The 19,874-nt window shown below is 35.5% G+C and carries 22 protein-coding genes and 1 tRNA gene; 13 read left to right on the forward strand and 10 right to left on the reverse strand.

Annotation, left to right across the window (positions count from 1 at the left end; genetic code table 11):
- Positions 1–19 precede the first annotated feature (19 nt).
- Both ACN5L8_RS04360 and ACN5L8_RS04365 read right to left on the reverse strand, forming a co-directional pair.
- Positions 20–1,780 carry an ATP-binding cassette domain-containing protein gene (locus ACN5L8_RS04360; protein ID WP_114706420.1) on the reverse strand — a complete coding sequence of 587 codons (1,761 nt, stop codon included), beginning with the start codon at positions 1,778–1,780 and terminating at the stop codon, positions 20–22.
- Positions 1,752–3,422: an ABC transporter transmembrane domain-containing protein gene (locus tag ACN5L8_RS04365; protein WP_419172405.1), complete on the reverse strand. Its 1,671-nt coding sequence runs from the start codon at positions 3,420–3,422 to the stop codon at positions 1,752–1,754. The genes ACN5L8_RS04360 and ACN5L8_RS04365 overlap by 29 nt, the downstream gene beginning before the upstream one ends.
- Before the next feature lie 197 nt (positions 3,423–3,619).
- Here ACN5L8_RS04365 and ACN5L8_RS04370 point away from each other — a divergent pair, with 197 nt between their 5' ends.
- Positions 3,620–4,510: a sensor histidine kinase gene (locus ACN5L8_RS04370; RefSeq protein ID WP_419172406.1), complete on the forward strand. Its 891-nt coding sequence runs from the start codon at positions 3,620–3,622 to the stop codon at positions 4,508–4,510.
- Positions 4,511–4,709: 199 nt separating this feature from the next.
- Here the strand turns inward: ACN5L8_RS04370 and ACN5L8_RS04375 are convergent.
- Positions 4,710–4,786, reverse strand: a tRNA-Val gene (locus tag ACN5L8_RS04375).
- Positions 4,787–4,903: 117 nt separating this feature from the next.
- On the opposite strand from ACN5L8_RS04375, the gene ACN5L8_RS04380 reads away from it, so the two are divergent.
- A complete protein-coding gene (locus ACN5L8_RS04380; RefSeq protein WP_114706423.1) occupies positions 4,904–5,188 on the forward strand; it encodes a hypothetical protein in 285 nt (94 codons plus the stop codon).
- 16 nt (positions 5,189–5,204) lie between these two features.
- Positions 5,205–6,257, forward strand: a complete 1,053-nt coding sequence (locus ACN5L8_RS04385) for a branched-chain amino acid aminotransferase (RefSeq protein ID WP_114706424.1) — start codon at positions 5,205–5,207, stop codon at positions 6,255–6,257.
- Positions 6,258–6,298: 41 nt separating this feature from the next.
- Here the strand turns inward: ACN5L8_RS04385 and ACN5L8_RS04390 are convergent, their stop codons facing one another.
- A complete protein-coding gene (locus ACN5L8_RS04390; protein ID WP_419172407.1) occupies positions 6,299–7,618 on the reverse strand; it encodes a putative Na+/H+ antiporter in 1,320 nt (439 codons plus the stop codon).
- A gap of 149 nt (positions 7,619–7,767) precedes the next feature.
- Here ACN5L8_RS04390 and ACN5L8_RS04395 point away from each other — a divergent pair, with 149 nt between their 5' ends.
- Positions 7,768–9,177 (forward strand): hypothetical protein, encoded by a 1,410-nt coding sequence (locus ACN5L8_RS04395; RefSeq protein WP_419172408.1) that lies wholly within the window; start codon positions 7,768–7,770, stop codon positions 9,175–9,177.
- Here ACN5L8_RS04395 and ACN5L8_RS04400 read toward each other — a convergent pair whose 3' ends face one another.
- On the reverse strand, positions 9,178–9,426 hold the full coding sequence (locus ACN5L8_RS04400) for a ferredoxin (RefSeq protein ID WP_114706427.1): 249 nt from the start codon (positions 9,424–9,426) through the stop codon (positions 9,178–9,180).
- A gap of 124 nt (positions 9,427–9,550) precedes the next feature.
- Here ACN5L8_RS04400 and ACN5L8_RS04405 point away from each other — a divergent pair, with 124 nt between their 5' ends.
- Together ACN5L8_RS04405 and queC are read left to right on the forward strand one after the other, a co-directional pair.
- Positions 9,551–11,317 carry a phospho-sugar mutase gene (locus ACN5L8_RS04405; protein ID WP_419172409.1) on the forward strand — a complete coding sequence of 589 codons (1,767 nt, stop codon included), beginning with the start codon at positions 9,551–9,553 and terminating at the stop codon, positions 11,315–11,317.
- A gap of 18 nt (positions 11,318–11,335) precedes the next feature.
- Positions 11,336–12,031 carry a 7-cyano-7-deazaguanine synthase QueC gene (gene queC, locus ACN5L8_RS04410; RefSeq protein ID WP_114706429.1) on the forward strand — a complete coding sequence of 232 codons (696 nt, stop codon included), beginning with the start codon at positions 11,336–11,338 and terminating at the stop codon, positions 12,029–12,031.
- A gap of 38 nt (positions 12,032–12,069) precedes the next feature.
- On the opposite strand, the gene ACN5L8_RS04415 is transcribed toward queC, so the two are convergent.
- Genes ACN5L8_RS04415 through ACN5L8_RS04425 form a run of 3 tightly spaced genes read right to left on the reverse strand, consistent with a single transcriptional unit; the run spans position 12,070 to position 14,130 of the window.
- Complete coding sequence (locus tag ACN5L8_RS04415; RefSeq protein ID WP_114706430.1) at positions 12,070–12,285, reverse strand: hypothetical protein; 216 nt, start codon at positions 12,283–12,285, stop codon at positions 12,070–12,072.
- Between the two features lie 8 nt (positions 12,286–12,293).
- The gene (locus ACN5L8_RS04420) at positions 12,294–13,358 is read right to left on the reverse strand and encodes a mannose-1-phosphate guanylyltransferase (protein WP_419172410.1); all 1,065 of its coding nucleotides are present in this window, start codon (positions 13,356–13,358) and stop codon (positions 12,294–12,296) included.
- A 58-nt stretch (positions 13,359–13,416) separates the two neighbouring features.
- Positions 13,417–14,130: an SPOR domain-containing protein gene (locus tag ACN5L8_RS04425; protein WP_114706432.1), complete on the reverse strand. Its 714-nt coding sequence runs from the start codon at positions 14,128–14,130 to the stop codon at positions 13,417–13,419.
- A gap of 166 nt (positions 14,131–14,296) precedes the next feature.
- Here ACN5L8_RS04425 and ACN5L8_RS04430 point away from each other — a divergent pair, with 166 nt between their 5' ends.
- From ACN5L8_RS04430 to ACN5L8_RS04450, 5 genes are read left to right on the forward strand one after another with little or no spacing between them, the layout of a single operon-like run.
- Entirely contained in the window at positions 14,297–14,467 is a 171-nt protein-coding gene (locus ACN5L8_RS04430; RefSeq protein ID WP_199506624.1) for a hypothetical protein, read from the forward strand.
- Positions 14,467–14,772, forward strand: a complete 306-nt coding sequence (locus tag ACN5L8_RS04435; protein WP_120404534.1) for a hypothetical protein — start codon at positions 14,467–14,469, stop codon at positions 14,770–14,772. The genes ACN5L8_RS04430 and ACN5L8_RS04435 overlap by 1 nt, the downstream gene beginning before the upstream one ends.
- Positions 14,756–15,412: a hypothetical protein gene (locus tag ACN5L8_RS04440; RefSeq protein WP_114706434.1), complete on the forward strand. Its 657-nt coding sequence runs from the start codon at positions 14,756–14,758 to the stop codon at positions 15,410–15,412. The genes ACN5L8_RS04435 and ACN5L8_RS04440 overlap by 17 nt, the downstream gene beginning before the upstream one ends.
- A gap of 36 nt (positions 15,413–15,448) precedes the next feature.
- Complete coding sequence (locus ACN5L8_RS04445; RefSeq protein ID WP_419172411.1) at positions 15,449–15,946, forward strand: hypothetical protein; 498 nt, start codon at positions 15,449–15,451, stop codon at positions 15,944–15,946.
- On the forward strand, positions 15,930–16,220 hold the full coding sequence (locus ACN5L8_RS04450; RefSeq protein WP_114706436.1) for a hypothetical protein: 291 nt from the start codon (positions 15,930–15,932) through the stop codon (positions 16,218–16,220). Before ACN5L8_RS04445 ends, ACN5L8_RS04450 begins: the two co-directional genes overlap by 17 nt.
- Positions 16,221–16,274: 54 nt before the next feature.
- Here ACN5L8_RS04450 and ACN5L8_RS04455 read toward each other — a convergent pair whose 3' ends face one another.
- Positions 16,275–16,400 carry a hypothetical protein gene (locus ACN5L8_RS04455; RefSeq protein WP_255509261.1) on the reverse strand — a complete coding sequence of 42 codons (126 nt, stop codon included), beginning with the start codon at positions 16,398–16,400 and terminating at the stop codon, positions 16,275–16,277.
- Positions 16,401–16,470: 70 nt separating this feature from the next.
- Here ACN5L8_RS04455 and ACN5L8_RS04460 point away from each other — a divergent pair, with 70 nt between their 5' ends.
- Both ACN5L8_RS04460 and ACN5L8_RS04465 read left to right on the forward strand, forming a co-directional pair.
- Entirely contained in the window at positions 16,471–17,733 is a 1,263-nt protein-coding gene (locus ACN5L8_RS04460) for a pilus assembly protein N-terminal domain-containing protein (protein WP_419172412.1), read from the forward strand.
- Positions 17,734–17,743: 10 nt separating this feature from the next.
- Positions 17,744–18,892, forward strand: a complete 1,149-nt coding sequence (locus ACN5L8_RS04465; protein WP_419172413.1) for a CpaF/VirB11 family protein — start codon at positions 17,744–17,746, stop codon at positions 18,890–18,892.
- On the opposite strand, the gene ACN5L8_RS04470 is transcribed toward ACN5L8_RS04465, so the two are convergent.
- Positions 18,825–19,874, reverse strand: coding sequence for an aspartate kinase (locus ACN5L8_RS04470; protein WP_419172414.1), 1,050 nt, complete (start codon positions 19,872–19,874; stop codon positions 18,825–18,827). The two genes, ACN5L8_RS04465 and ACN5L8_RS04470, sit on opposite strands and share 68 nt — an antisense overlap.

Genomic DNA, 19,874 nt, shown 5'->3' on the forward strand with positions numbered 1-19,874 from the left:
GGAGTACGTCATTTTTTTGTCAATTTGATAATTCTTTAACAAATTGATCATACTGCGGTGAAGTATTTTTCAACTCTCCGTGTGTTCCTTTAGCAACAATACGTCCACCTTCCATCACAATAATTTGTTGTGCTTCTAGAATTGTCTCAACTCTGTGAGCGACAATAATTGTTACCGCTTGCTTTTGTACAAATAAAATCATTCTACGCAATGCTTCTTCCAGATCACTATCTAGAGATGATGAGATTTCATCAAAGAGAACAATTGGCTTTTTTAAATAACAAGAGCGGATAGCTGAGATAAGTTGTTTTTGTCCCAAAGAAATCTCATTTTGGTCTAATACTGTATCTGGCCTAATTCCCCACTTAGAAATATATGAGATCTGTGTACAGACTTCATTCCAGAAACTATCGAAGTCACCAAATCCAGGCTGACCCATCGTAATATTAAACTCAACACTTTCAGAAAAGATATGTGAATCTTGTGAAACAATTCCTATTAATTCACGATACTCGTTAAAGTCATCGATATAATCGAAATTATATTCTTTTTTCAGTCCATCGTGATTTTGAACATAGACCCTTCCTTCATCAGGAATAATATTTGCTGCCATAATATTTAAAAGAGTCGACTTTCCACTACCTGATAGGCCAACAATACCAATGAGGTCACCTTGGTTTGCACTGAAATTAATATCTTCAAGAGTAAATGGCGTCGAATTCTTACCCTTTGCAGGATAAGTAAATTTTTGGATATCAATATCCATTGTATCAACATCATATTTGCGTCTTTTTGCGTCTATATCTGAAGACTTCTCTCTTTCTAGATCAGTTAAAAATTCGTCAATTCGCCCAACCCCAGTAGCTGCCCTTTGTATATTTGCAACCTTAGATGAAACGTCTTTAATTGGATTAATTGATCGTTGAATTAAATCAATTAATGCAAAGATTAAAGCAACCTGAGTTATACCACTATTTGGAATAATGAAAATTGCACAGGCCAAGAAAACAGGAAAAAGAGATTCAGCAAATGAATAATAAGAAGCATCCCAAACATTTGAAGAAAGGATTTTTCTTAAGAACTCATCAAAAACCACTAACGACTTTTTTGAAGTATACTGCTTTGCCGGATTATAATAGTTTTCACGAACCCCACCGATTAAATCGGCAACGACGCGATAAAGCTTAGCTCTTGAGTTTCTAACACTCAAAAATACTGCTCTCATATACTTAGAGCACCAAATAAGAATTAAGGCCGCACCAAATTGAATAGCAGCAAGATATGCACCAGCGATGGCATTTAAGCTAACAAAACTCACCAAAGAAGCTAAAACGAAGAAGATATCAATAATGATTCCAAATGTTCCAGACGTTACAAGCTCTCTTAAACTCTCTGTATCACTCATGATACGTGCAAGAACTTCTCCTTGAGGATAACGATCATTACGGTTTTCTTTTGACGTTTGAAGCTCAACACTTGATAGCCACTTCGAATAACAATGAGTTCTAACAAATTGAACCATTCCCACAACATAGCGATTTATAATTAAATTATAAACAGCGCGGTTAATAGCTGTCCCTAGAAAGACAAATGTCATGATTAGAAGGGTTTGACGATAAATAGCTTCATTATCATAATTTGCCGTTAATTTATTTATTAACTGTGGCAAGGATGCCCCAAGAGCACTTGAGATAACTAGGCATAAAGTCATACTTAGAAGATACTTTCCACTACCTTCAAAGAATAAAAACTTAGAGGAGTTGTTTTTTGAAATGTTCATATATTTCTCCTTCTAAATTACTGTTTTCTTCTTTTTTCTTAAAGGCCTCAACTGTCATTTCTTCTAAGAGACCACCATCATCACAAATGAGAGATAAGTGATCACACTGCATGGCCGTTGTATAGCGGTGAGTAGACATAATAAGAGTTCTGCCATCAAAAACACCCATATCGTTTAAACGCTTTAAAATATCTCTTTCGAGAACAACATCAATCGATGAAAATGGATCATCCCAAATAATAAACTCACTATCAAAGAGTAGAGACTTTATGAGTGCAACACGTTTAATTTGTCCACCTGATAATCTCTTACCATTCTCCCCTACAACTAAATTAAATAAGCTTTCACGGTCCTGGGCGAGATAATCTAATCCAAATATTTTTAATAACTCGTAGGCTCTTTTAGACTCCTCTTCGCTAAAGTCTTGGCCCAGTGATAAGTTTTCAAAAATAGTTCCGTTATAAAGATATGGATCTTGTGCGACATAACTTGTTGTAAGAGATTGTAGCTTTAAAAGTTCACTGATCTTTATTAGTAGCTCAGATTTCCCACAACCAGTCTTTCCAACAACTGCATTCTTTTGTCCCACATGAACTTTAAGCGCTAAATCACGTTCCCAAAATGGAAGTTGTAACTCTACAATTTCCTCTTTCTTCTTTAATGAGAACTCTCGTTTTAAAGACTTTTCTAAATCACTTTCACTATTCATGGCACCAACGAGCTCTCTTACTCTGGCCCATGCACCAGCAGAACGAGTAAAGACAACTCCAATCCAAGCTAGGAACATAATTGGTTCTAAGAATAGGTAAACAAAACCAGAAAATAAGATCAGTGAAGATGCACCAAGCTGTTCCTTATAAATAATAAAAGCACCCCATACAAGCGATAGCCCCACACCAGTAGGCATAAGAGGAATCGAGATACCGACTCTCTTACCGGCTTCATAGAAGTTATCTAATTCTTCTTGAGACTTCTTTGAGAATAAATCAATAAATGCTTTTTCTGCATGAAAGTTTTTGATTGTTTTCTTTCCTGCATAAGTTTCAATAATTGTATTTTGAACTTCACCTTGTAGGTCTTGAGTTTTTCGATAAAACTTTCTATTTGTAGAGACAATGACGCTGAAGACGATGAAAGCGAAGAACATCGGCAGCAAGGCAACAAATAATTCTTTATTAAAGCTTAAAAGTTTTGGAACAAGAATCGAAAGTGCAATAATGATATTTGCAATTTGAAGTAGAGCAAAACCAACGAGGGCCCTAACATGCTCTAAGTCCCCTCCAATAATTTGAAAGATTTGTCCTTTAGAAAATTCTTTATAGCGAGATGGGCTGACTGTCTCAAGCTTCTTCATTAACTCAAATCTTAAGATCTTTTGCAGGACTCGTGCTGGGTAAAAGAAGAGAAGCCTAGATGAAGTTCTAAAGATAATAATCCCTAGAGCTAATAAAAATAAATGCCCCACAGGAATTGAAATTCCCTCTGATATTTTCTCTGCCAAATCTTTAGCAATAAATGGTAATTCACTTTGAATATTATGAGTTAAATAGAGACAAATAAAAGCCCCTATATAGTAATACCAGTAATGAATAAATTGGCTCACAACTAGTGAAGTTAATTTTTTATTAAGATAGCTTTTCATTGCGCACAGTCTACTTGAATAAGAACTATCAGTCTATACAAGGGTTTATGGTGATTTATATAATGAACAATCAACAAAATATGAAGATACCTTCTTAATTTAAGTTAAGTTTAAACCTGCCATCTTTTTATTGAATAACTTTACAGTTAATATCCATAAAAATAATTTAAACAACAACACTTCTGAAAGGAAATATTGTGACCTATATCGCCGCGATTCTCTTAGTATTACTCTTAGTATCCATGGCAACAACAATGCACGTGGTCATTAAAAATAAACAGCTTGAGGTCGATAAGAACGATCTTTCTCAAAGTCTTGAAGAAAAGCAGCACTTATTATCTGTCCTCTTCCACGACCTCTCTAATTCAACAACATTATTATCTCTTTTAAGTGACTCAACAATATTGGCAATGAAAGATAAAGAAGGGATTCTTAAAAATCTTGGTCGAGTAAGTGGTGTGATTGAGAATATGAGTGAATTAATTCAACATATAAGAAAAATCCAGTCCATCGAATCCGGAAAATCCACAATCAAATTAGAGCCTGTTAAATTAGAAGATACAATAAAGAGCTCAATTCAGTTAGTGCGAAAGAGGCTCGATAAGAAAGGACAGCATATTAGGCTTGAGATTCTTAATAAAAACCTAAAAGCAATGGCCGAACCATCTTCCTTAAATCAAAGTGTCTTCACAAATCTTATTACTAATGCTTCAAAATTCTCTCCACAAGGATCAGAGATCCTAATCAAAGTCAGCAACAGAAACTCAGCAATTCAGGTTGATATTATTGACCAAGGAATAGGTATTCCAGAAAGTATGCTAAGTGGTCTTTTCTCATTTACAAATGAAACTCATCGAGAAGGAACTCACGGCGAAGAAGGCTCAGGCTTTGGCCTTCCAGTGGTTAAGAAGTATATGAATTTCTACGGCGGAGATATTAAGGCATTTAATAATCGAGACGAAATAGGATCGACATTTCGCTTAAAATTCGTAAATGCAGCGTATGTTGACACATCAATTGATACTCAAATTGTAGCAAAAAGAAGCCTTAGCAATCGAGATAAAGATGTCTTAGAAATCCATCATTAAATGTCATGGAGATTAAAGTTGAAATGTACTGGGTATAAAAATCGAATTGTACTAGATCAAATCAAAGATGGTAGGACTATGCAGATTCGAACTTTACAACCTGCAGTCAAAAGATGCCCAAAGGCATGTTTTGATGCTGAGTTGATATCCGTAAATGTACTGGGTATAAAAATCGAATTGTACTAGATCAAATCAAAGATGGTAGGACTATGCAGATTCGAACTGCAGACCTCTACCATGTCAAGGTAGCGCTCTAACCAACTGAGCTATAGTCCTAAAATCACTCAGAATAATATTAAAATTCTCAAACAACGTCAAAAGATAAAATTGACGCACAAACCTAAGCCTCATTGTTTCTGATTTGCTAATATAACCAAAATTCGTGGAGGATATATGAAATATATTTTAATGATACTACTACTTTGTAGTTGTGCCGTTTCAAAGACAAAGCTTACAGAAGAAGGAAGCAAAGTTAAGGTTACATACCAAAAACCACGTAAGAACTGTACTGTCTTCACTTCTGTAATCGGTGAAAATGAAAACGGAATAAAAGACCTTGCAATTAACCACGCTATCAATCAAGTTGCAGATAAAGGTGGAAATACAATCTTTATCAAAGAAGCAGTTAATGAAGGCGGTCGCTGGAAAGTGACAGGAATGGGTTATCACTGCAAATAATTAATTGAGGAGTATTATGAAAGTTTTAGCAAGTGCTAAAGAGGCCATCGAGAATTTTTCGATGCCTGATAAAGTAGGATTTGGAAAAGTTCTTTTACCAATTATGGCAACGTGTGAATTCAAGCGTGGCGAATGGGGCGAGCTTGAGATTAGGCCATATGCAAAACTTGAACTAGATCCAACATGTAAAGTTCTTCATTACGGACAAGAGATCTTTGAAGGAATGAAAGCATATAATTACAAAGGAAATGGACCAAACCTATTTCGTCCATTAGAGAACTTCAAACGCTTTAATCATTCAGCAAGAAGAATGGCCATGCCAGAAGTTCCAAATGAGATTTTTGTTAATGCGGTAAATACAATTACAAAGATGGGTGAAAACTTCATCCCAAAAAGAAGTGGTGAATCTCTTTATATAAGACCGTTTATGATCGCAACAGAAAATAACCTTGGGATAAAGCCAAGTGAAGAGTTTCTCTTCATGGTTATCGCCTCACCTGTTGAGTCTTATTTTTCTGGTGGTAGTTATAAGGTTTTGATTGAAAGACAAATGGTTCGAGCCTGCCCAGGAGGAATGGGGACAGCAAAAACAGGCGGTAATTATGCAGGAGCTCTAAACTCTGGTGTACGCACGCAAAAGCTTGGCCTTCACCAAAGTCTTTGGTTATCTGCAAGTGATAGAAAGTCTATTGAAGAACTGAGTGGAATGAATTTCTTTGCTGTCATTGATGGAGAAATTCACACTCCAGAATTAACAGAGACAATTCTTGATGGAATCACACGTCGCTCACTCATTGATATTGCACGCTCAAAAGGACTTAAGGTTATTGAGAGAAAGATGAGTATCGATGATTTAATTGAAGATATTAAATCAAATAAATGCACGGAATGCTTTTCTTGTGGAACGGCCGCTATTATCACTCCAATATGCTCTCTTCATGAAGAAAGTGGAGAAAGATATAATGTGAAAGAAGAATTTGGTCCAACCACAAAAATGCTAAGAGAGACTCTTCTCGGTATTCAAGAACAAACAGTGGAAGATCAATTTAACTGGGTTGTAAAACTTTAGATCAAATAAAAAAAGGCCTCAAATTGAGGCCTTTGTTATATCTACTTTCCTAGATTAGGAAGAATTTGGAAGAATACCATTGCTAGGATTGTTGGAAATAAGGCTCCAAGAAGAAGCTTTCCAGGATTAATCCCATCTTTACCAAATGTCCCCTTAAGGATTCCAAAACCAGCAGGGTTTGGAGCATTGGCAATAACAGTAAGACCACCACCGGCAACCGCACCAGCGACAAGGTTATACTTAGCCGAATCTGTAAGTTCAACAAGTGTCCCTAGATAAGTAAGAGCTGCGTTATCAGTAATCGCTGTAAGTGAAGTTGCACCAACAAAGAGAACAAAATCACCTAACTGAGTTAGGATCGGTTGTAGCCACCAACCTTGTTGTCCACCAAGTGTAACAAGACCACCAAGGAAGAAACCAACAAGAAGTGATTCTTTTAGTTTGATTTGATCTTGGTATTCGTTAGTTACTGTTGTGAAACCTAGGAAGAATAGGAATAGACCTAGGAAGAAAACCATATGGTGAGCAGAGAAAACAACTAGTCCCATGAAGATGATATGAATTAATGTCATCCACCAAGTTGGAGCAAGCCAATTTTCACTCTTTTCTTTAATTTCAAGCTTTCCTGCAAGTTCATTTTTAAATAGGAATGCAATAACTAATGTTCCAATAATAATTGAAATCGTTGCTTTATAACCGAAGTTAGTCAGCATGTGCATGAATCCCCAGTGCCATTTTCCAGCAACCATTAAAACAGGTGGAGCAGCAAAGTGAGACAGAGTACCACCGATTGAAACGTTTACAAATAAAAGACCAATCGTTGCATACTTAAACTTCATACTCATCTTCTCATCTGAGAAGAAGTAATCAAGAAGGATTAGAGCCGTAACAGTCATTGCCGCAGGCTCAGTAATGAATGAACCTAGGATTGGCCCAACGATTAGAGCTGAAATATAGAAGGCCATCTTTCCTGGCATTGGTAGAACCTTAGCAATCATACCAATAATTTTTTCAGCAAGAACGATAATTGGTCTCGTACCGGCCATACACATAATAACAAAAACAAAGGCTGCTTCTGTGTAGTTAACGTCTTGTTCAAGATACTTTAGAGCACCGCCAACAACCTTGTGCTGATCATCGTAAACAGCAAAACCTTGAGTTGCACTGTAATAAACAATAAAAGCAGCTGCCCACATTCCAAAAACCGCTTCAACTTCACCTAAGAAGTGTAAAAGGTTTTCCATCATCGACCCTTCTGGGTACTTGTGTGCTAAATGTTGAATTTTCGAAACTAGAAACGTGTGCAAGATGGCACATGCAAATAGAATCGTACCTACGAGCTGTAGATTAGTTGGATTCATGTTACGTCCTTTGTAAGTAAAAATACTCTTTTATTTTATTCCTGTCGGCAAAACTGCGCAAGTACTGAAATTTTCATCAACATTAAATTATTTTAGTATTTTCCTAAAGTTTTTCTAAACCTTCATTCTATGAAAACCGAATAGATATCGTGTCACTAAATAAAATTAGCATATTCCTATTTTCATTTATTCTTGCTCTCAAGAGCATTGCAGGTATCGATTCGATTTCTAATCAGGTTATCAATATCAACGGCACTAATTATCGAGCTAAAGATGTTATTTCAGATATTGTTCGTATTGCCAGGGCCAGAGATCCAAAACACGTCTCACCTCGACTAATCCCTCATGAATACGGTGAAACCCCTGTTAGAAATGAAGGTACTAGAGAGATCTGTATCGAATGCCAAGACATGACAAACTTTACATCTCAAATTGTCGATATTGTTCAAAAGTTTAATGAAGACAATCCTAGAAAAGACAATGTTGAACTTTCACAGGAAAGCTTTAAATTACAAGCAGTACTAGACTATACAAAAATAACTGACAACGAAGGTCAGCCAAGATGCATAACGAATACATTTGCCAGTAAAGAGGCCTTTTACAGACCTGAGCTGTTTGAGGACTTCGAACTTGTTTTTACATCTGAAGCAGATTTATCTCAGTTTTCTTCAATGACTCTTCAAAGTAGCTCAAATATCCTTTCTCATATCACGTGGTTTAGGGCCACGGATGAAGTTGGCGAAGATATATTTGTCAAAGTCGTTAATATTAAAGATAAGAGGCCATATTTTCAGATTTACTATGCTGGGGAATCCTTTGTTGATCCCATCGCTCATCGAAAACTTGCCCTACCAGATCTTACAACTTCTGAAGAAGAGATCATTCCTCGAAGAAGAGAGTTATCTGCATTGGAGAATCGATCTTACGAAACTGGTCTAGGTTCTGTAAAAATTAATAGGGCCCTTCATCTTAGACAAGATTACTATATTCCAACATCTCTCACTCTGATTAATATGGAGACTGAGAGTAAGCCTTTTGAGAATACAACGATTAGAAGTAATCTAGATATTTCAGATCGTGATCAAGAATTAAATATTGGTGTGGATAATAAACTAACAGAAACAATTGATCTCAAAAGTAATCTTGAGCTCTCTCCAAAAGATCAGGAGCTTGATATGGCCGTAGAAGTAAATGGCCGTAGACGTGCAAGTGCTCACGTCGAAGCAGATGGAACTTATCGAGTCGGTGTTTCAATGGCCTCACCTCGATTCAAGAACTTTGATTTTGAAACTGATATTTCATATGACTCAAATCGAAATACTCGAATTGATAATAACTTTCGTTTAAATGGCTCAACGATTATTCAAACAGGTACAATTTTAGCAGAAAATGGCGATTTCGATTTTGTTGCTGGAAGATCAATTGATGTATTTGATGATGCTATCGTTACTTTTGAAGTTAGAAAAAACGGCATCGCTCAGAATGCAACAGATAATGAAGGTCTGAACAGACTAGCTGATCAGACTTCCGCATATATTAGATTTGATATGAAATTTTAATTATCCATCATCACCGATTGAAGCAACTGGACATGCATCCATTTGCTCTTGGCAAAGCTCTTCATCTTCAGGAGTTTCAGGCTGCTTCTTAACATAAGCATTTCCGTCCTCATCTTCAGCGAAAAACTCTGGTGCACCTGTGTAACAAACGTTACATGCAATGCATCCTTCTCCATTATCATCATCAGGATCTGTACAGTACCACTTACCTGCTACATTATCCTTATGCTTCATATCTTTGTTTGCCATGTTAACTCCTTGATTTTATTAACACACAACGTAATAAATTGTTGATATTATTTTGCCTAAGTCTACTAGATTTGAGAATATAGCACAAGATACTCAATCATAAATTTCACAGGAGATTTTCAAAATGACAACGAGCCTTGAAAAAGCTAATGCTTGGGCCAATAACCCTTACTTTGACGACGAGTCACGCGCTGAAATCCAAAAATTAATCGACGCTGACGATATGAAAGAGATCGAAGAAAGATTTTATAAAGATATCGAGTTCGGAACAGGTGGACTACGTTCCATTCTTGGGGCCGGACATAATCGTATTAATAAATACACTGTACGTCGTGCCACACAAGCTCTGGCCGGTGAAGTTTTAGACTATAGTTCTAAAAACGGAATTGATAATCCATCGATTGCTGTTAGCTACGATTCTCGTAAATTCTCTTTTGAATTTGCAAAGGAAGTTTGTGGCGTTATGGCGGCCAATGGAATCAAGTCTTATATCTACAAAAGACTTAATCCAGTGCCAATGCTTTCTTACTCTGTAAGATATCATAAGGCCCAAGCAGGAGTTATGGTAACGGCTTCTCACAATCCTCCTGAGTACAATGGCTACAAGGTATACTGGAATGATGGAGCACAGGTTACTCCTCCAAATGATAAGAATATTATAAATCGCTACTACGATATTACTTCTTATGATGCAGTTAAATTCATGGAATTTGACCAAGCTGAAAATGAAGGATTTATTCACTGGGTTGGCGAAGATGTTGAACAAAGCTTCTATAACGATATCTTATCAAAAACAGTAAATCCTGAAATGTGTAAGAAAGATGGGAAGGATCTAAAAATCGTCTATACTCCAATTCACGGAACAGGACTAATTCCTTGTACAACGGCCTTAGCACAACTTGGGTTCACAAATGTTGAAGTAGTAAAAGAGCAGGCCCAGCCAGATTCAAGTTTTCCAACAGTAAGCTCACCTAATCCAGAAAATCCATCGGCAATGAAAATGGCCGTTGATTTAATGAAAGAAACTGGAGCTGATATCGCTTATGGTTCAGACCCAGATACAGATCGTCTTGGAGTTGCTTTTGAACACGAAGGTGAAGTTCAGTATATCAACGGAAACCAAATCGGAATCCTGATGCTTTACTATATGTTACATAGCCTAAAAGAAAATGGAACAATGCCTGCAAATCCATACTTTGTTAAAACTGTTGTAACAACTCCTCTACAAGAGCTTATTGCAGATAAGTACGGGGTTAAATCATACTCAACTCTTACTGGGTTCAAATGGATCTGTGGACTTATGAATAAGATCGAAAAAGAAGATCCATCTGCAAACTTCCTATTTGGAACTGAGGAATCATTTGGTTACCTACCTCATGACTTTGTTCGAGATAAAGATGGTGTTGCTTCAATAACATTCATGTCAGAAGTAGCTCTCTACTTCAAAAAACAAGGCCTAAACTTAATTGAGGCCCTCGATAAAATCTATAAAGAATTTGGCTTTAGCCAAGAAACCCTTTTAAATCTTGTTTACCAAGGTAGAGAAGGGGCCGAAAAAATTACACGAATTATGAGTCATTTTAGAGACTTAGCTCCGTCAAGCTTGTGTGGTCAGGATATTCACGTTATAGAAGACTATCAGACAGGTATTGTTAAAGATCTTGAATCTGGTGAAGAGTCAAAGCTGGAGTATCCAGTAAGTAATGTAATTGGTTACCACTTTAAAAATGGAAACCGCCTGTATCTTCGACCATCTGGAACAGAACCAAAAATTAAGTTCTACATAATGATTCAGGAAAAAGAAGGAAGCTTAGCAGATAAAAAAGCAAAAGCTTCAAAAGTAACTGATGAGTTCTTAGCGTTTATTAATAAAACAGCAGAAGGACTATAGGGTTAAGGAGTAAAAATTTTGAAAAGTGATAAACTTGCAGTTGTATTAGTTAGTGGTGGTATGGATTCGTTAGTTTGTGCTGCAATTGCAAATGAGAAGCATGAGAACCTTGCATTTCTTCACCTTAACTACGGACAAAAAACTGAAGAACGAGAGCTTGATTGCTTCCAAAAAATCGCTGATCACTACGGTGTAGATAAATCTCTTCGTAAAGTAATCGACGTATCTTTCTTAAAGCAGATTGGTGGAAGCTCACTGACTGACGATGGAATTGATGTAAAACAATATAAAGGTGACTCAGAAGAAATCCCTGATAGTTACGTACCTTTTAGAAATACTCACATCATTGCAATGGCCGTATCTTGGTCAGAGGTTGTTGGTGCAAAGAATATCTACATAGGTGCTGTTAACGAAGATTCATCTGGTTATCCAGACTGTCGTCCAAGTTACTACGCAGCTTATAATGAGCTAATCAAGCAGGGAACAAAGGATGGTGATATTGAAATCATCACTCCAGTTATTGATATGGCAAAGAATGAGATTGTCCAAAAAGCGGTAGACCTAGGTGCTCCACTTCAATTTTCTTATTCATGTTATGCTCGAGGGGACAAAGCATGTGGAGTGTGTGATTCATGCGCTCTAAGACTTAGAGGCTTTCAAAAGGCCGGGATTGAAGATCCGATTGAGTACGATCAAAGACCAAATTATCTATAATAAAAAAAGCTCCACTAAGGAGCTTTTTTTTATTGGAATTATTCAGCAGCAGCTTCTTGAGTTTCTTCAGCAGGAGCTTCCTCTGCAGGTGCTTCTTCTACTTTTGGAGCAGGAGCTTTAATTAAACCTGCATCTAAAAGAATTTTTACTTTTTCTTCTTTGTTGATAAATTTTCCATTTGCATCTTTAACAGCAAAACGGCCAGATCTTTTTTTAACGATTGTATACTCGCCTACTTTTTTAACAACTTCCATGAATTCTCCTATAATAATTCTTTGCGTTTGTTATCTTTTAAGTGTTGAACAATTTCTTTCACTCGTTGCGAATCATCCTTTGGCACAATCATTACGGCCTTATCATTTGAAACAACAACAAGATCTTGAACATTAATTAAAGAAACATGCTTATCCGGTGCATAAATAATATTTCCCGTAGCGTCCTTTAAGAAAGTTCCGTTACTATCAATTATAGTGTTTCCTTCCACACGGTCAACTACTTGTTCAAGTGCTTCCCATGAACCAAGATCATTCCAATCAAACTCGGCCTTAACTAGAGTAATGCGGCTCGACTTCTCCATGATGGCATAATCAATAGAGTCTTTTGGAATTTTATTATAAACTTCTTCCAGTTTGAACTCTTCATTAAGATTGGCCTTTAAATCTTCATAAAAATTAAACATCTCTGGTGAATGGGCCTTAAATTCTTCTTTAAAGACACCAAGAGGGGCCATAAACATTCCGGCATTCCAAACATACTTACCAGTCTTTAGGTAAGCCGTGGCCTTTTCAAAATTTGGCTTTTCAACAAATTCTTCAACCTTAAAGCCATCACCAAGAGCATCCGCAACCTTAATGTAGCCGTATCCAGTATGTGGAAAGTGAGGCGGAATACCAATTGTTGTAATGGTTTTTGACTCACTTGATAATTTAACAGCTTTTTCAAAACTCGAGCGAAAGCCCGTTTTATTTAAGATGACATGATCTGAAGGCATAACAGCTACGATATCTTCATCTTTAGCTCCTGCTGCTTCTATTGCTGCAAGAGATAAGAGAATACATGGTGCGGTATTTCTTCCTGTTGGCTCATAAATGATATTATTCTTATTTACTTGATCCTTAGAACAATCGATGGCCAATTCACTTTGATCACGCGTTGTAATTATGAATCTCTTATCAATATCAACTGCACCATCAAATCGCTCAAGAGTTTGACCAAGTAAAGTCTCGCTACCAACTAATGAAAGATACTGTTTCGGTTTAGATTCAGTTGACTCTGGCCACAGACGAGTTCCCTTGCCACCGGCCATGATAAGTGTATAAATATTCATAAAAAAAAGCCCTTAATTATTAAGGGCCATCATATCATAAAAATTTTAAAATGCTGAATTAATCAAATTTGGTAAAGAAGTAATCACGCCCTGCAAAAAGAGAACGATTTTTCTTAACATACTGCTTCGCTTCAATAATTCTCTCAAAAGCTCCCAAGCTTACACGAAAGCGATTCCCCTTTCCTGGAATATCCTTCTCATTAATAATTGGACTAAAACCAAGAACTCTAAAGCCTTCAGCAAATTCTTTAGCATCATCAATTGACTCAAATGAACCAACAACAATTGTGTATTTACCTGTGTACTCATCTGTACCACTTGATGTCTCTTGAATTTGAGTCGTCTCTGTTTGAGCTTGAACAACTGGTTCGGCCTGTCTTTCTTCTACTTGTTCTTGAACAGGTGGAGTATCTGCAGCGAGGTCATTGAACTCTTTATTCTCACTTGAGAACTCCTTAACCATTTTCTCTTTCAATGATTCCTCAATTCGCTTGTTAAGATCTTCTTTCGAAACGTCTTTTGTACGTTGCTCTTGAACAAGTTCTTGAACCTTTTCTTCTTCTGGTGAAGTTAATTCGATCTTCTCTTTTTGTGTTACCGGTGAATCTAAAACCTTTTCAGCTTCTTGATCTAAACCAGACTTTTCAAAAGCATAATTTGAACCAATCTTTAAACCAAAGAAGAAAGATGTTACCGCTACTAAAATAACGAAGATAACAACCAATAGGATTTCTTTTTTCTCAAAAACGTAGAAGTTACTTTTATCATTCATAAGGATATTTTAATCTCTCCCAAATTATTAGCAACTTGCTGAAAATACTAGGAAAAATAATCCTTTATTTCATAAATGAAATAATCCCCGAGTTTTTCTCTCATCTTAATGAAAACATTCATGCAATCATTTATAACGCCTTTAACTTAATTTTCGGAGGTACAAAGTGAAAAAGATTCTAAGAAATAATAAAGGCCAAGGTGTTATGGAATATATGATCATTACAAGCCTTGTAGGAATCATCTGTATAACGGCAGTAAAAGGCTTAGGTAGCCGAGTTAAAACAAGACTTGAGGATGCTTCATCAAAGATCACAGAAAGCATTAAGATCGACTAATGAAAGTCATTCCTTTTTTCATATCAACTATTCTAATTTTAACGGTATTTCTTGCGGGTATTTCAGTTAGCGAGAAATACCGTTGTAAAAATATGATGGTATTTCGAAGCTATGTTCACACCCTAGCAAATACTCATCATAAAAATGAACGATTCAAACATTTCTCATGTGAAAGTCTTATTTCTCTTAAGAGATGGATTGATCCAAATTCACAATTAACTTTCGTGAAAACAAAGACAGAAAAATTTCTTATCTATAAAGGTAAAAAACACTACCTAAGGATGAAAGATGGACTTAAACCATAAGAAGATTCTAAATAATGAAAGAGGTAGCGTTAGTCTTATTGGTGCTTTCTTCTTTATGACTTTTATAGCTATCACTTTCTACAATATGGCAAAGTCTTATGAAGAACTTCATATTATCAAGCACTATAACAAATCATATATCTGTGCAAAAAAAACCGTTAAACATTACAATGACTTTTACAAGTTTATCTCTCAGACGAATATCGTTATTCGCTCCTTCTTTTATGGAAAATTTATACCAATATTAAGCTGGCTAAGGCCCTTTCTTTCATATGGAGAAAAAGGATTAAAAATCCTACAAGCAAGTTATCGATTTTATTTTCGATTAAAGTTGCTACAAATCAGTGAATGTAATTCTTTAAATATTGTTTCTCTAATGAAGGATGATCCTCTTGGACAAAAAGTCTGGAAAATTAAAAGGCAATTCGATGGAGGTGCAATATTTCAAAAAGAATGGAAGGGATTTATGCCTTTTCACTACAAAGGAAGTGATCTATCAGAAAATCATTCGTTCGTAATTACACTAAAGTTCAAGTTAAAGAAAGGCTATGTCTTAGACGATTTCACACTCAACTCAAGACATATGGCACCAATGGGTTTTCAACAATTGAAGGAATACTATGGTCTTCAATTCTTATAAGTACCCTCGTTTTAATAATTAACCTGGAGATTAAAATTGAAAATTCTAAACAACAAGAAATCAAAAACTTTACCAAGCAATGGAATGCAATCAAATAACTCTTGTACTTCTAAGCTTTTATTTAATAAAGAAAAAGAACAACAATTAAAAAAATCACTCTATCTTAGATTTTGGGTAGCACTTGTCCTAACTAATATCTTCACATTCATCCTATCCCAACCCATGACAGAGGCTACAATTGAAAAAGAAATAAATATTGCTAAAGATGAAAGACTTTTAAAACTGAGAATTAATGAGATGACTAATCTTGTTGGAAAAGACCAATATGTTGCCCTTTATTCGGGAAATAACCACCTTACAAACAAGGCAAAGATTGTAAAAAGGCTTGAAGACAATACGAAGTCCATTTACTTAGTAAAAATATCTATTTCAGAACTGAATAAAATAGCTCCATATAAGGCACTTGAGTTAGATTCCTATCCAGTTACTAATCAACCAAAGTCTATTGGAGGCGTATATGAAATTGAAATTTAGCTTACTACTTCTACTTATTTCCCTAAACACTAATGCACGAAATGTCGTTGTCTATACTTATGATATTAAGGACGTCATGTTTGAAAAAGTCATGAAACTTGTTTTAGATGAAAATGCTGTAAAGAGTGAAGATATTAAGTTTATTCAAAAGAGTAATCCATGTGAAGACATCTACAAAGATGCTCTTCTTCATATTTGTATTAGTGAGAAAAATGAAGAATTTAAAGTTGTTCGCCAGAACAGAGTCGCTTTAAATAATACTTTTAACAAATAGCAAAAAGGACCCTGAAGAGGGCCCTTTTCTTATATCTAAAAATTAATTTATTTATTAATCTAGATGAATTTTAAACTTAGGAGTTGTTCCCTTGTTTCTGTTTTGCGCTTTTCTTCTAGCACCCATTTTTGTTTTTTTAGCATTACGCTTATTTCTTGTAACACGAGTTCTTGATACCATGATAAATCTCCTCAATATATTTAAAACTAATCTGAAAACAGTTTTCGAGTATAGCTTTATACTAACTTTCATGCCGTTTGTCAAAGTCATTTGCTTAATGTTCTTAGTAAATTTAAACGTTTACGCACAAGTTCACAAGCAAATAACACTCAGTATCGGTCAAGTATCTGAAATTTCATTAAAAGATGCTGAGAACTTCAGTGTTTCCAATAAAGAGATCCTCTCTTCCAAGGTCATAAAAGCCAAACAAAAATTGTATATAAAAGGCAAAATGAAGGGACAGTCACTAGTTACAGTCTGGAAAAGCAATGGAAAAAAAGTCGTCCATACAGTCTATGTATTGTCTAAAAGTGGCCAATTTAAAATCCTTGAGACCTTATCAAATTTAAAAAACTTTGGCATCAGAGGAACAATAAAAGGAGATAAGCTTCTCATCTATAGTGATATTAAAACTATTGATCAATATCGAATAATCAAAGAACTTTTAAAAAGTAATGAGGACATAATCTATAAAGGAGAGCTACAAAATAAAGTGGCCAAGAAGATTATATCTGAAGTTCACCATCGTTTCTTCCAAAACTTTTATGATGATATTCGATGTCAAAAACAAGAACTTGATATTATATGCTTAACAACTGAAGAGATCCTTTCAGATGAAGGTTTTCTCTCACCTATCAAGGATAAATTCAAAGTTAAGTTTAGAACATCTCAACGGTTTAATAACTTGAGAAATCACAAATTAGAGATGCGAATTATCCAAATTGAGCGTCTTGATGGTAAGGAAATTAACTTTGGACTTGATCAAATTGATGTAGGCTTAACTGATCTTCTCGACAATGGAGCAATAGCACTTACTCGTAATCAGAATATAGTGTTAAGAGATACTGAATATAATGTTTCAACACTAGCAACGCAAAAGATTCTTCTGCGTACAAAGCAAAAGTCGACGGTACAGATTGGATCAGAGATCCCATTTACAACGACAACGGCCAACAATGGAAATAATACTCAATGGCGCTTTGCTGGTTTAAAGATCTCAATGACACTTGAGAGAATTAACAATCGATTTAAGATTGAATATCAAACAAAACTAACCAGACCCATGGCCCAAAACAATGGCGACACTTATATAAATGGAAGCGCTCAGAGCTCAAGTTTTCTAATTCAAAAAGATTCACCTATTCAAATGTTTGAAATTGATCTCACAACAGATGATCAAAGCGGCAGATCAATTCCATTATTTGGAAAGATTCCAGTTTTAGGAAAGCTCTTTTCTTCTTCGGCAAAATTTAAAACTTATAAACGAATCATTGCAATTGCAAAGCTTAAGTAAGGATATAAAGATGGAAGATTTAAATCAGTTTTTCTTTAATGAATTTAGAGCTTTATTAATTGATAAGTCAAAGAAATCAAATCTCTTAAGCTTCGATTTAATCGTAGAGGAGGCTCTATCAATTAATAATCTTAGGCTATCTGACTTAGATAATATCGATCAAATAAAGATTTGGTTTGAGCATGTATACAATCAAAGCTATATCGATGATCTTCTTAAAATGTATGATGCAAGAGAGTTCATTATTCACTCTCCGAGCGATATCGAGGTTCACGCAATAACAAATGAAAAGCTTAAAGTAGAATTCCTATCTAACGAAGACTTTCAATTAAGTCTGACTTTCTTAACAAGAAAGTTAAATATTGAATGGAGCTTTAGTTCACCATTTGCATCATTCAAAGTCTCAAGAATAATTACAGAAAAACCAATTGATATGAGAATAAGTTTAACACATCCTTGCCTTTCCCCAGTTAAGCAAGCGAAAGCTTTTATTCGAGTTCATAGTAAAGAAGTTTTTAATTTAGATAATTTCACACAAGACAATCAAGTTAAGTCACATATATATAAATTAGTTAATGAATATAAGAATATCGTAATTGCTGGCTCGACTGGAAGTGGAAAAACGAGTTTTCTAAAGGTTTGCAAAGATATGGCAAACTCAAATGAACATCATGTCATTATTGAGGATGTCGCTGAAATAGATGGAGATATTTCAAATACCACTCACCTCCTTTCGCACTCGAGCTCAGGAAAGAGCTTAAATGATTATTGTACCTATGCTCTTAGGATGTCGCCAAAGAGAATATTCTTAGGAGAAATTCGTTCTGAAGAGATTGTTCCCTTTTTACTAGCGATGAATACGGGACATAAAGGAATGATGACAACAATCCATGCAAATAATGCCAAAGACACTCTACTAAGGCTTAGTACTCTATTTTCTATATTCTCATCGAGTAAGAATGGTATTGAATTTAATCAAGTCTTAAAGTTAATCTGCCAATGCGTGGATAATGTTGTCTTTGTTGAAAACAAAGAAGTCACTGAGATTATAGAAGTCTATGGAAGTGAAGGAGACAATCCTATTTACTCTACTATTTATGAGAAGAAAAAAGATGATCACCAAAAAGGTTTATCAACGCCGCCAAATCTTGCTGTCTAACTTCCAAGCTAAAATAGTCATCATTATTCTCATCAAGTTCATAAGGATGCTCATTTGTAACCAAGGACTGATCATAATCGAGTCCAAAAACAGTTAATAAAGCTTTTGCCCCATCGATCTCTTGAGTTGAGATTGCCTTAAGTTTTGCAACCTCACCTTCACTAATACAACTTCCAGACTCATCAGGAAAAAAGACACTCTTAACAATTAGGGGCAGATTCTTTTCTATCAATGGATTCATTGTACGGTGAAAAAGAATCTTTGCTCCTTTATTTGTTAGAAGTTTAGTCTGACGATAGCTAAGATTTGGTATGAGTGGCGCAGAGTCTAATAACTTTGGATCATGGCCGTAAATCCCTTTTACATCCTTCCAAATCACAAGTTCTCGAACATCATCTAAGGCCCAAGCAAAAATAGCAGCAGAATAATCAGATCCTTCTCGACCTAGCGTAGAAGTTTCCCCGCTAAGTGTTTTTGCAATAAATCCCTGAGTAATGATCAGTTCTTTCTCATTTAATGGGTGGCACTTATCTTTTGTATTTTTAAAGAGAACCTTAGCTTCATTAAAATTACGATTAGTCGTAATATAGTCTCTAGCATCTGCAAGATGATTATGAACTTCCCTCTTTTGAAGATAATCTGAGAGAATCCTCGTTGAGACTCTCTCCCCAATACTATAAACACTATCTAAAACAGACTTAGTCTTTTCATTTTTAAGATAAGACTCAAGTTCACTTTGGAAATCAGATAGATCAGTGGATGTCTCTAATTCATCAATAATAACTTGATGCTTATTAAAAAAAGCTTTAACGAGATCAAGATTAGAAGTTTCAAAGATCTCTTCTAGCTCGTTTGTGGAATTATAAGTTGCAGACAAAACCACCAAGCAATTATTTGGGCACTTTATAATAAGGTCTGCTATTTGTTTTATAGTGGCAGCACATTTTATCGAGCTGCCACCAAATTTATAAATACTACGCAA

The sequence above is a fragment of the Halobacteriovorax sp. genome (assembly GCF_048381875.1).
GTDB classification, from domain to species: domain Bacteria; phylum Bdellovibrionota; class Bacteriovoracia; order Bacteriovoracales; family Bacteriovoracaceae; genus Halobacteriovorax_A; species Halobacteriovorax_A vibrionivorans.

Bases quoted from the DNA above. Each gene is read 5' to 3' on its own strand.
- ACN5L8_RS04440 (WP_114706434.1), top strand. From the start codon at position 14,756: ATGGACTTAAACCATAAGAAGATTCTAAATAATGAAAGAGGTAGCGTT.
- ACN5L8_RS04400 (WP_114706427.1), bottom strand. From the start codon at position 9,426: ATGGCAAACAAAGATATGAAGCATAAGGATAATGTAGCAGGTAAGTGG.
- ACN5L8_RS04385 (WP_114706424.1), top strand. From the start codon at position 5,205: ATGAAAGTTTTAGCAAGTGCTAAAGAGGCCATCGAGAATTTTTCGATG.
- ACN5L8_RS04360 (WP_114706420.1), bottom strand. From the start codon at position 1,780: ATGAACATTTCAAAAAACAACTCCTCTAAGTTTTTATTCTTTGAAGGT.
- ACN5L8_RS04450 (WP_114706436.1), top strand. From the start codon at position 15,930: ATGAAATTGAAATTTAGCTTACTACTTCTACTTATTTCCCTAAACACT.
- ACN5L8_RS04465 (WP_419172413.1), top strand. From the start codon at position 17,744: ATGGAAGATTTAAATCAGTTTTTCTTTAATGAATTTAGAGCTTTATTA.
- ACN5L8_RS04390 (WP_419172407.1), bottom strand. From the start codon at position 7,618: ATGAATCCAACTAATCTACAGCTCGTAGGTACGATTCTATTTGCATGT.
- ACN5L8_RS04380 (WP_114706423.1), top strand. From the start codon at position 4,904: ATGAAATATATTTTAATGATACTACTACTTTGTAGTTGTGCCGTTTCA.
- ACN5L8_RS04460 (WP_419172412.1), top strand. From the start codon at position 16,471: ATGCCGTTTGTCAAAGTCATTTGCTTAATGTTCTTAGTAAATTTAAAC.
- ACN5L8_RS04365 (WP_419172405.1), bottom strand. From the start codon at position 3,422: ATGAAAAGCTATCTTAATAAAAAATTAACTTCACTAGTTGTGAGCCAA.
- ACN5L8_RS04425 (WP_114706432.1), bottom strand. From the start codon at position 14,130: ATGAATGATAAAAGTAACTTCTACGTTTTTGAGAAAAAAGAAATCCTA.
- ACN5L8_RS04405 (WP_419172409.1), top strand. From the start codon at position 9,551: ATGACAACGAGCCTTGAAAAAGCTAATGCTTGGGCCAATAACCCTTAC.
- ACN5L8_RS04435 (WP_120404534.1), top strand. From the start codon at position 14,467: ATGAAAGTCATTCCTTTTTTCATATCAACTATTCTAATTTTAACGGTA.
- ACN5L8_RS04420 (WP_419172410.1), bottom strand. From the start codon at position 13,358: ATGAATATTTATACACTTATCATGGCCGGTGGCAAGGGAACTCGTCTG.
- ACN5L8_RS04455 (WP_255509261.1), bottom strand. From the start codon at position 16,400: ATGGTATCAAGAACTCGTGTTACAAGAAATAAGCGTAATGCTAAAAAA.
- ACN5L8_RS04415 (WP_114706430.1), bottom strand. From the start codon at position 12,285: ATGGAAGTTGTTAAAAAAGTAGGCGAGTATACAATCGTTAAAAAAAGA.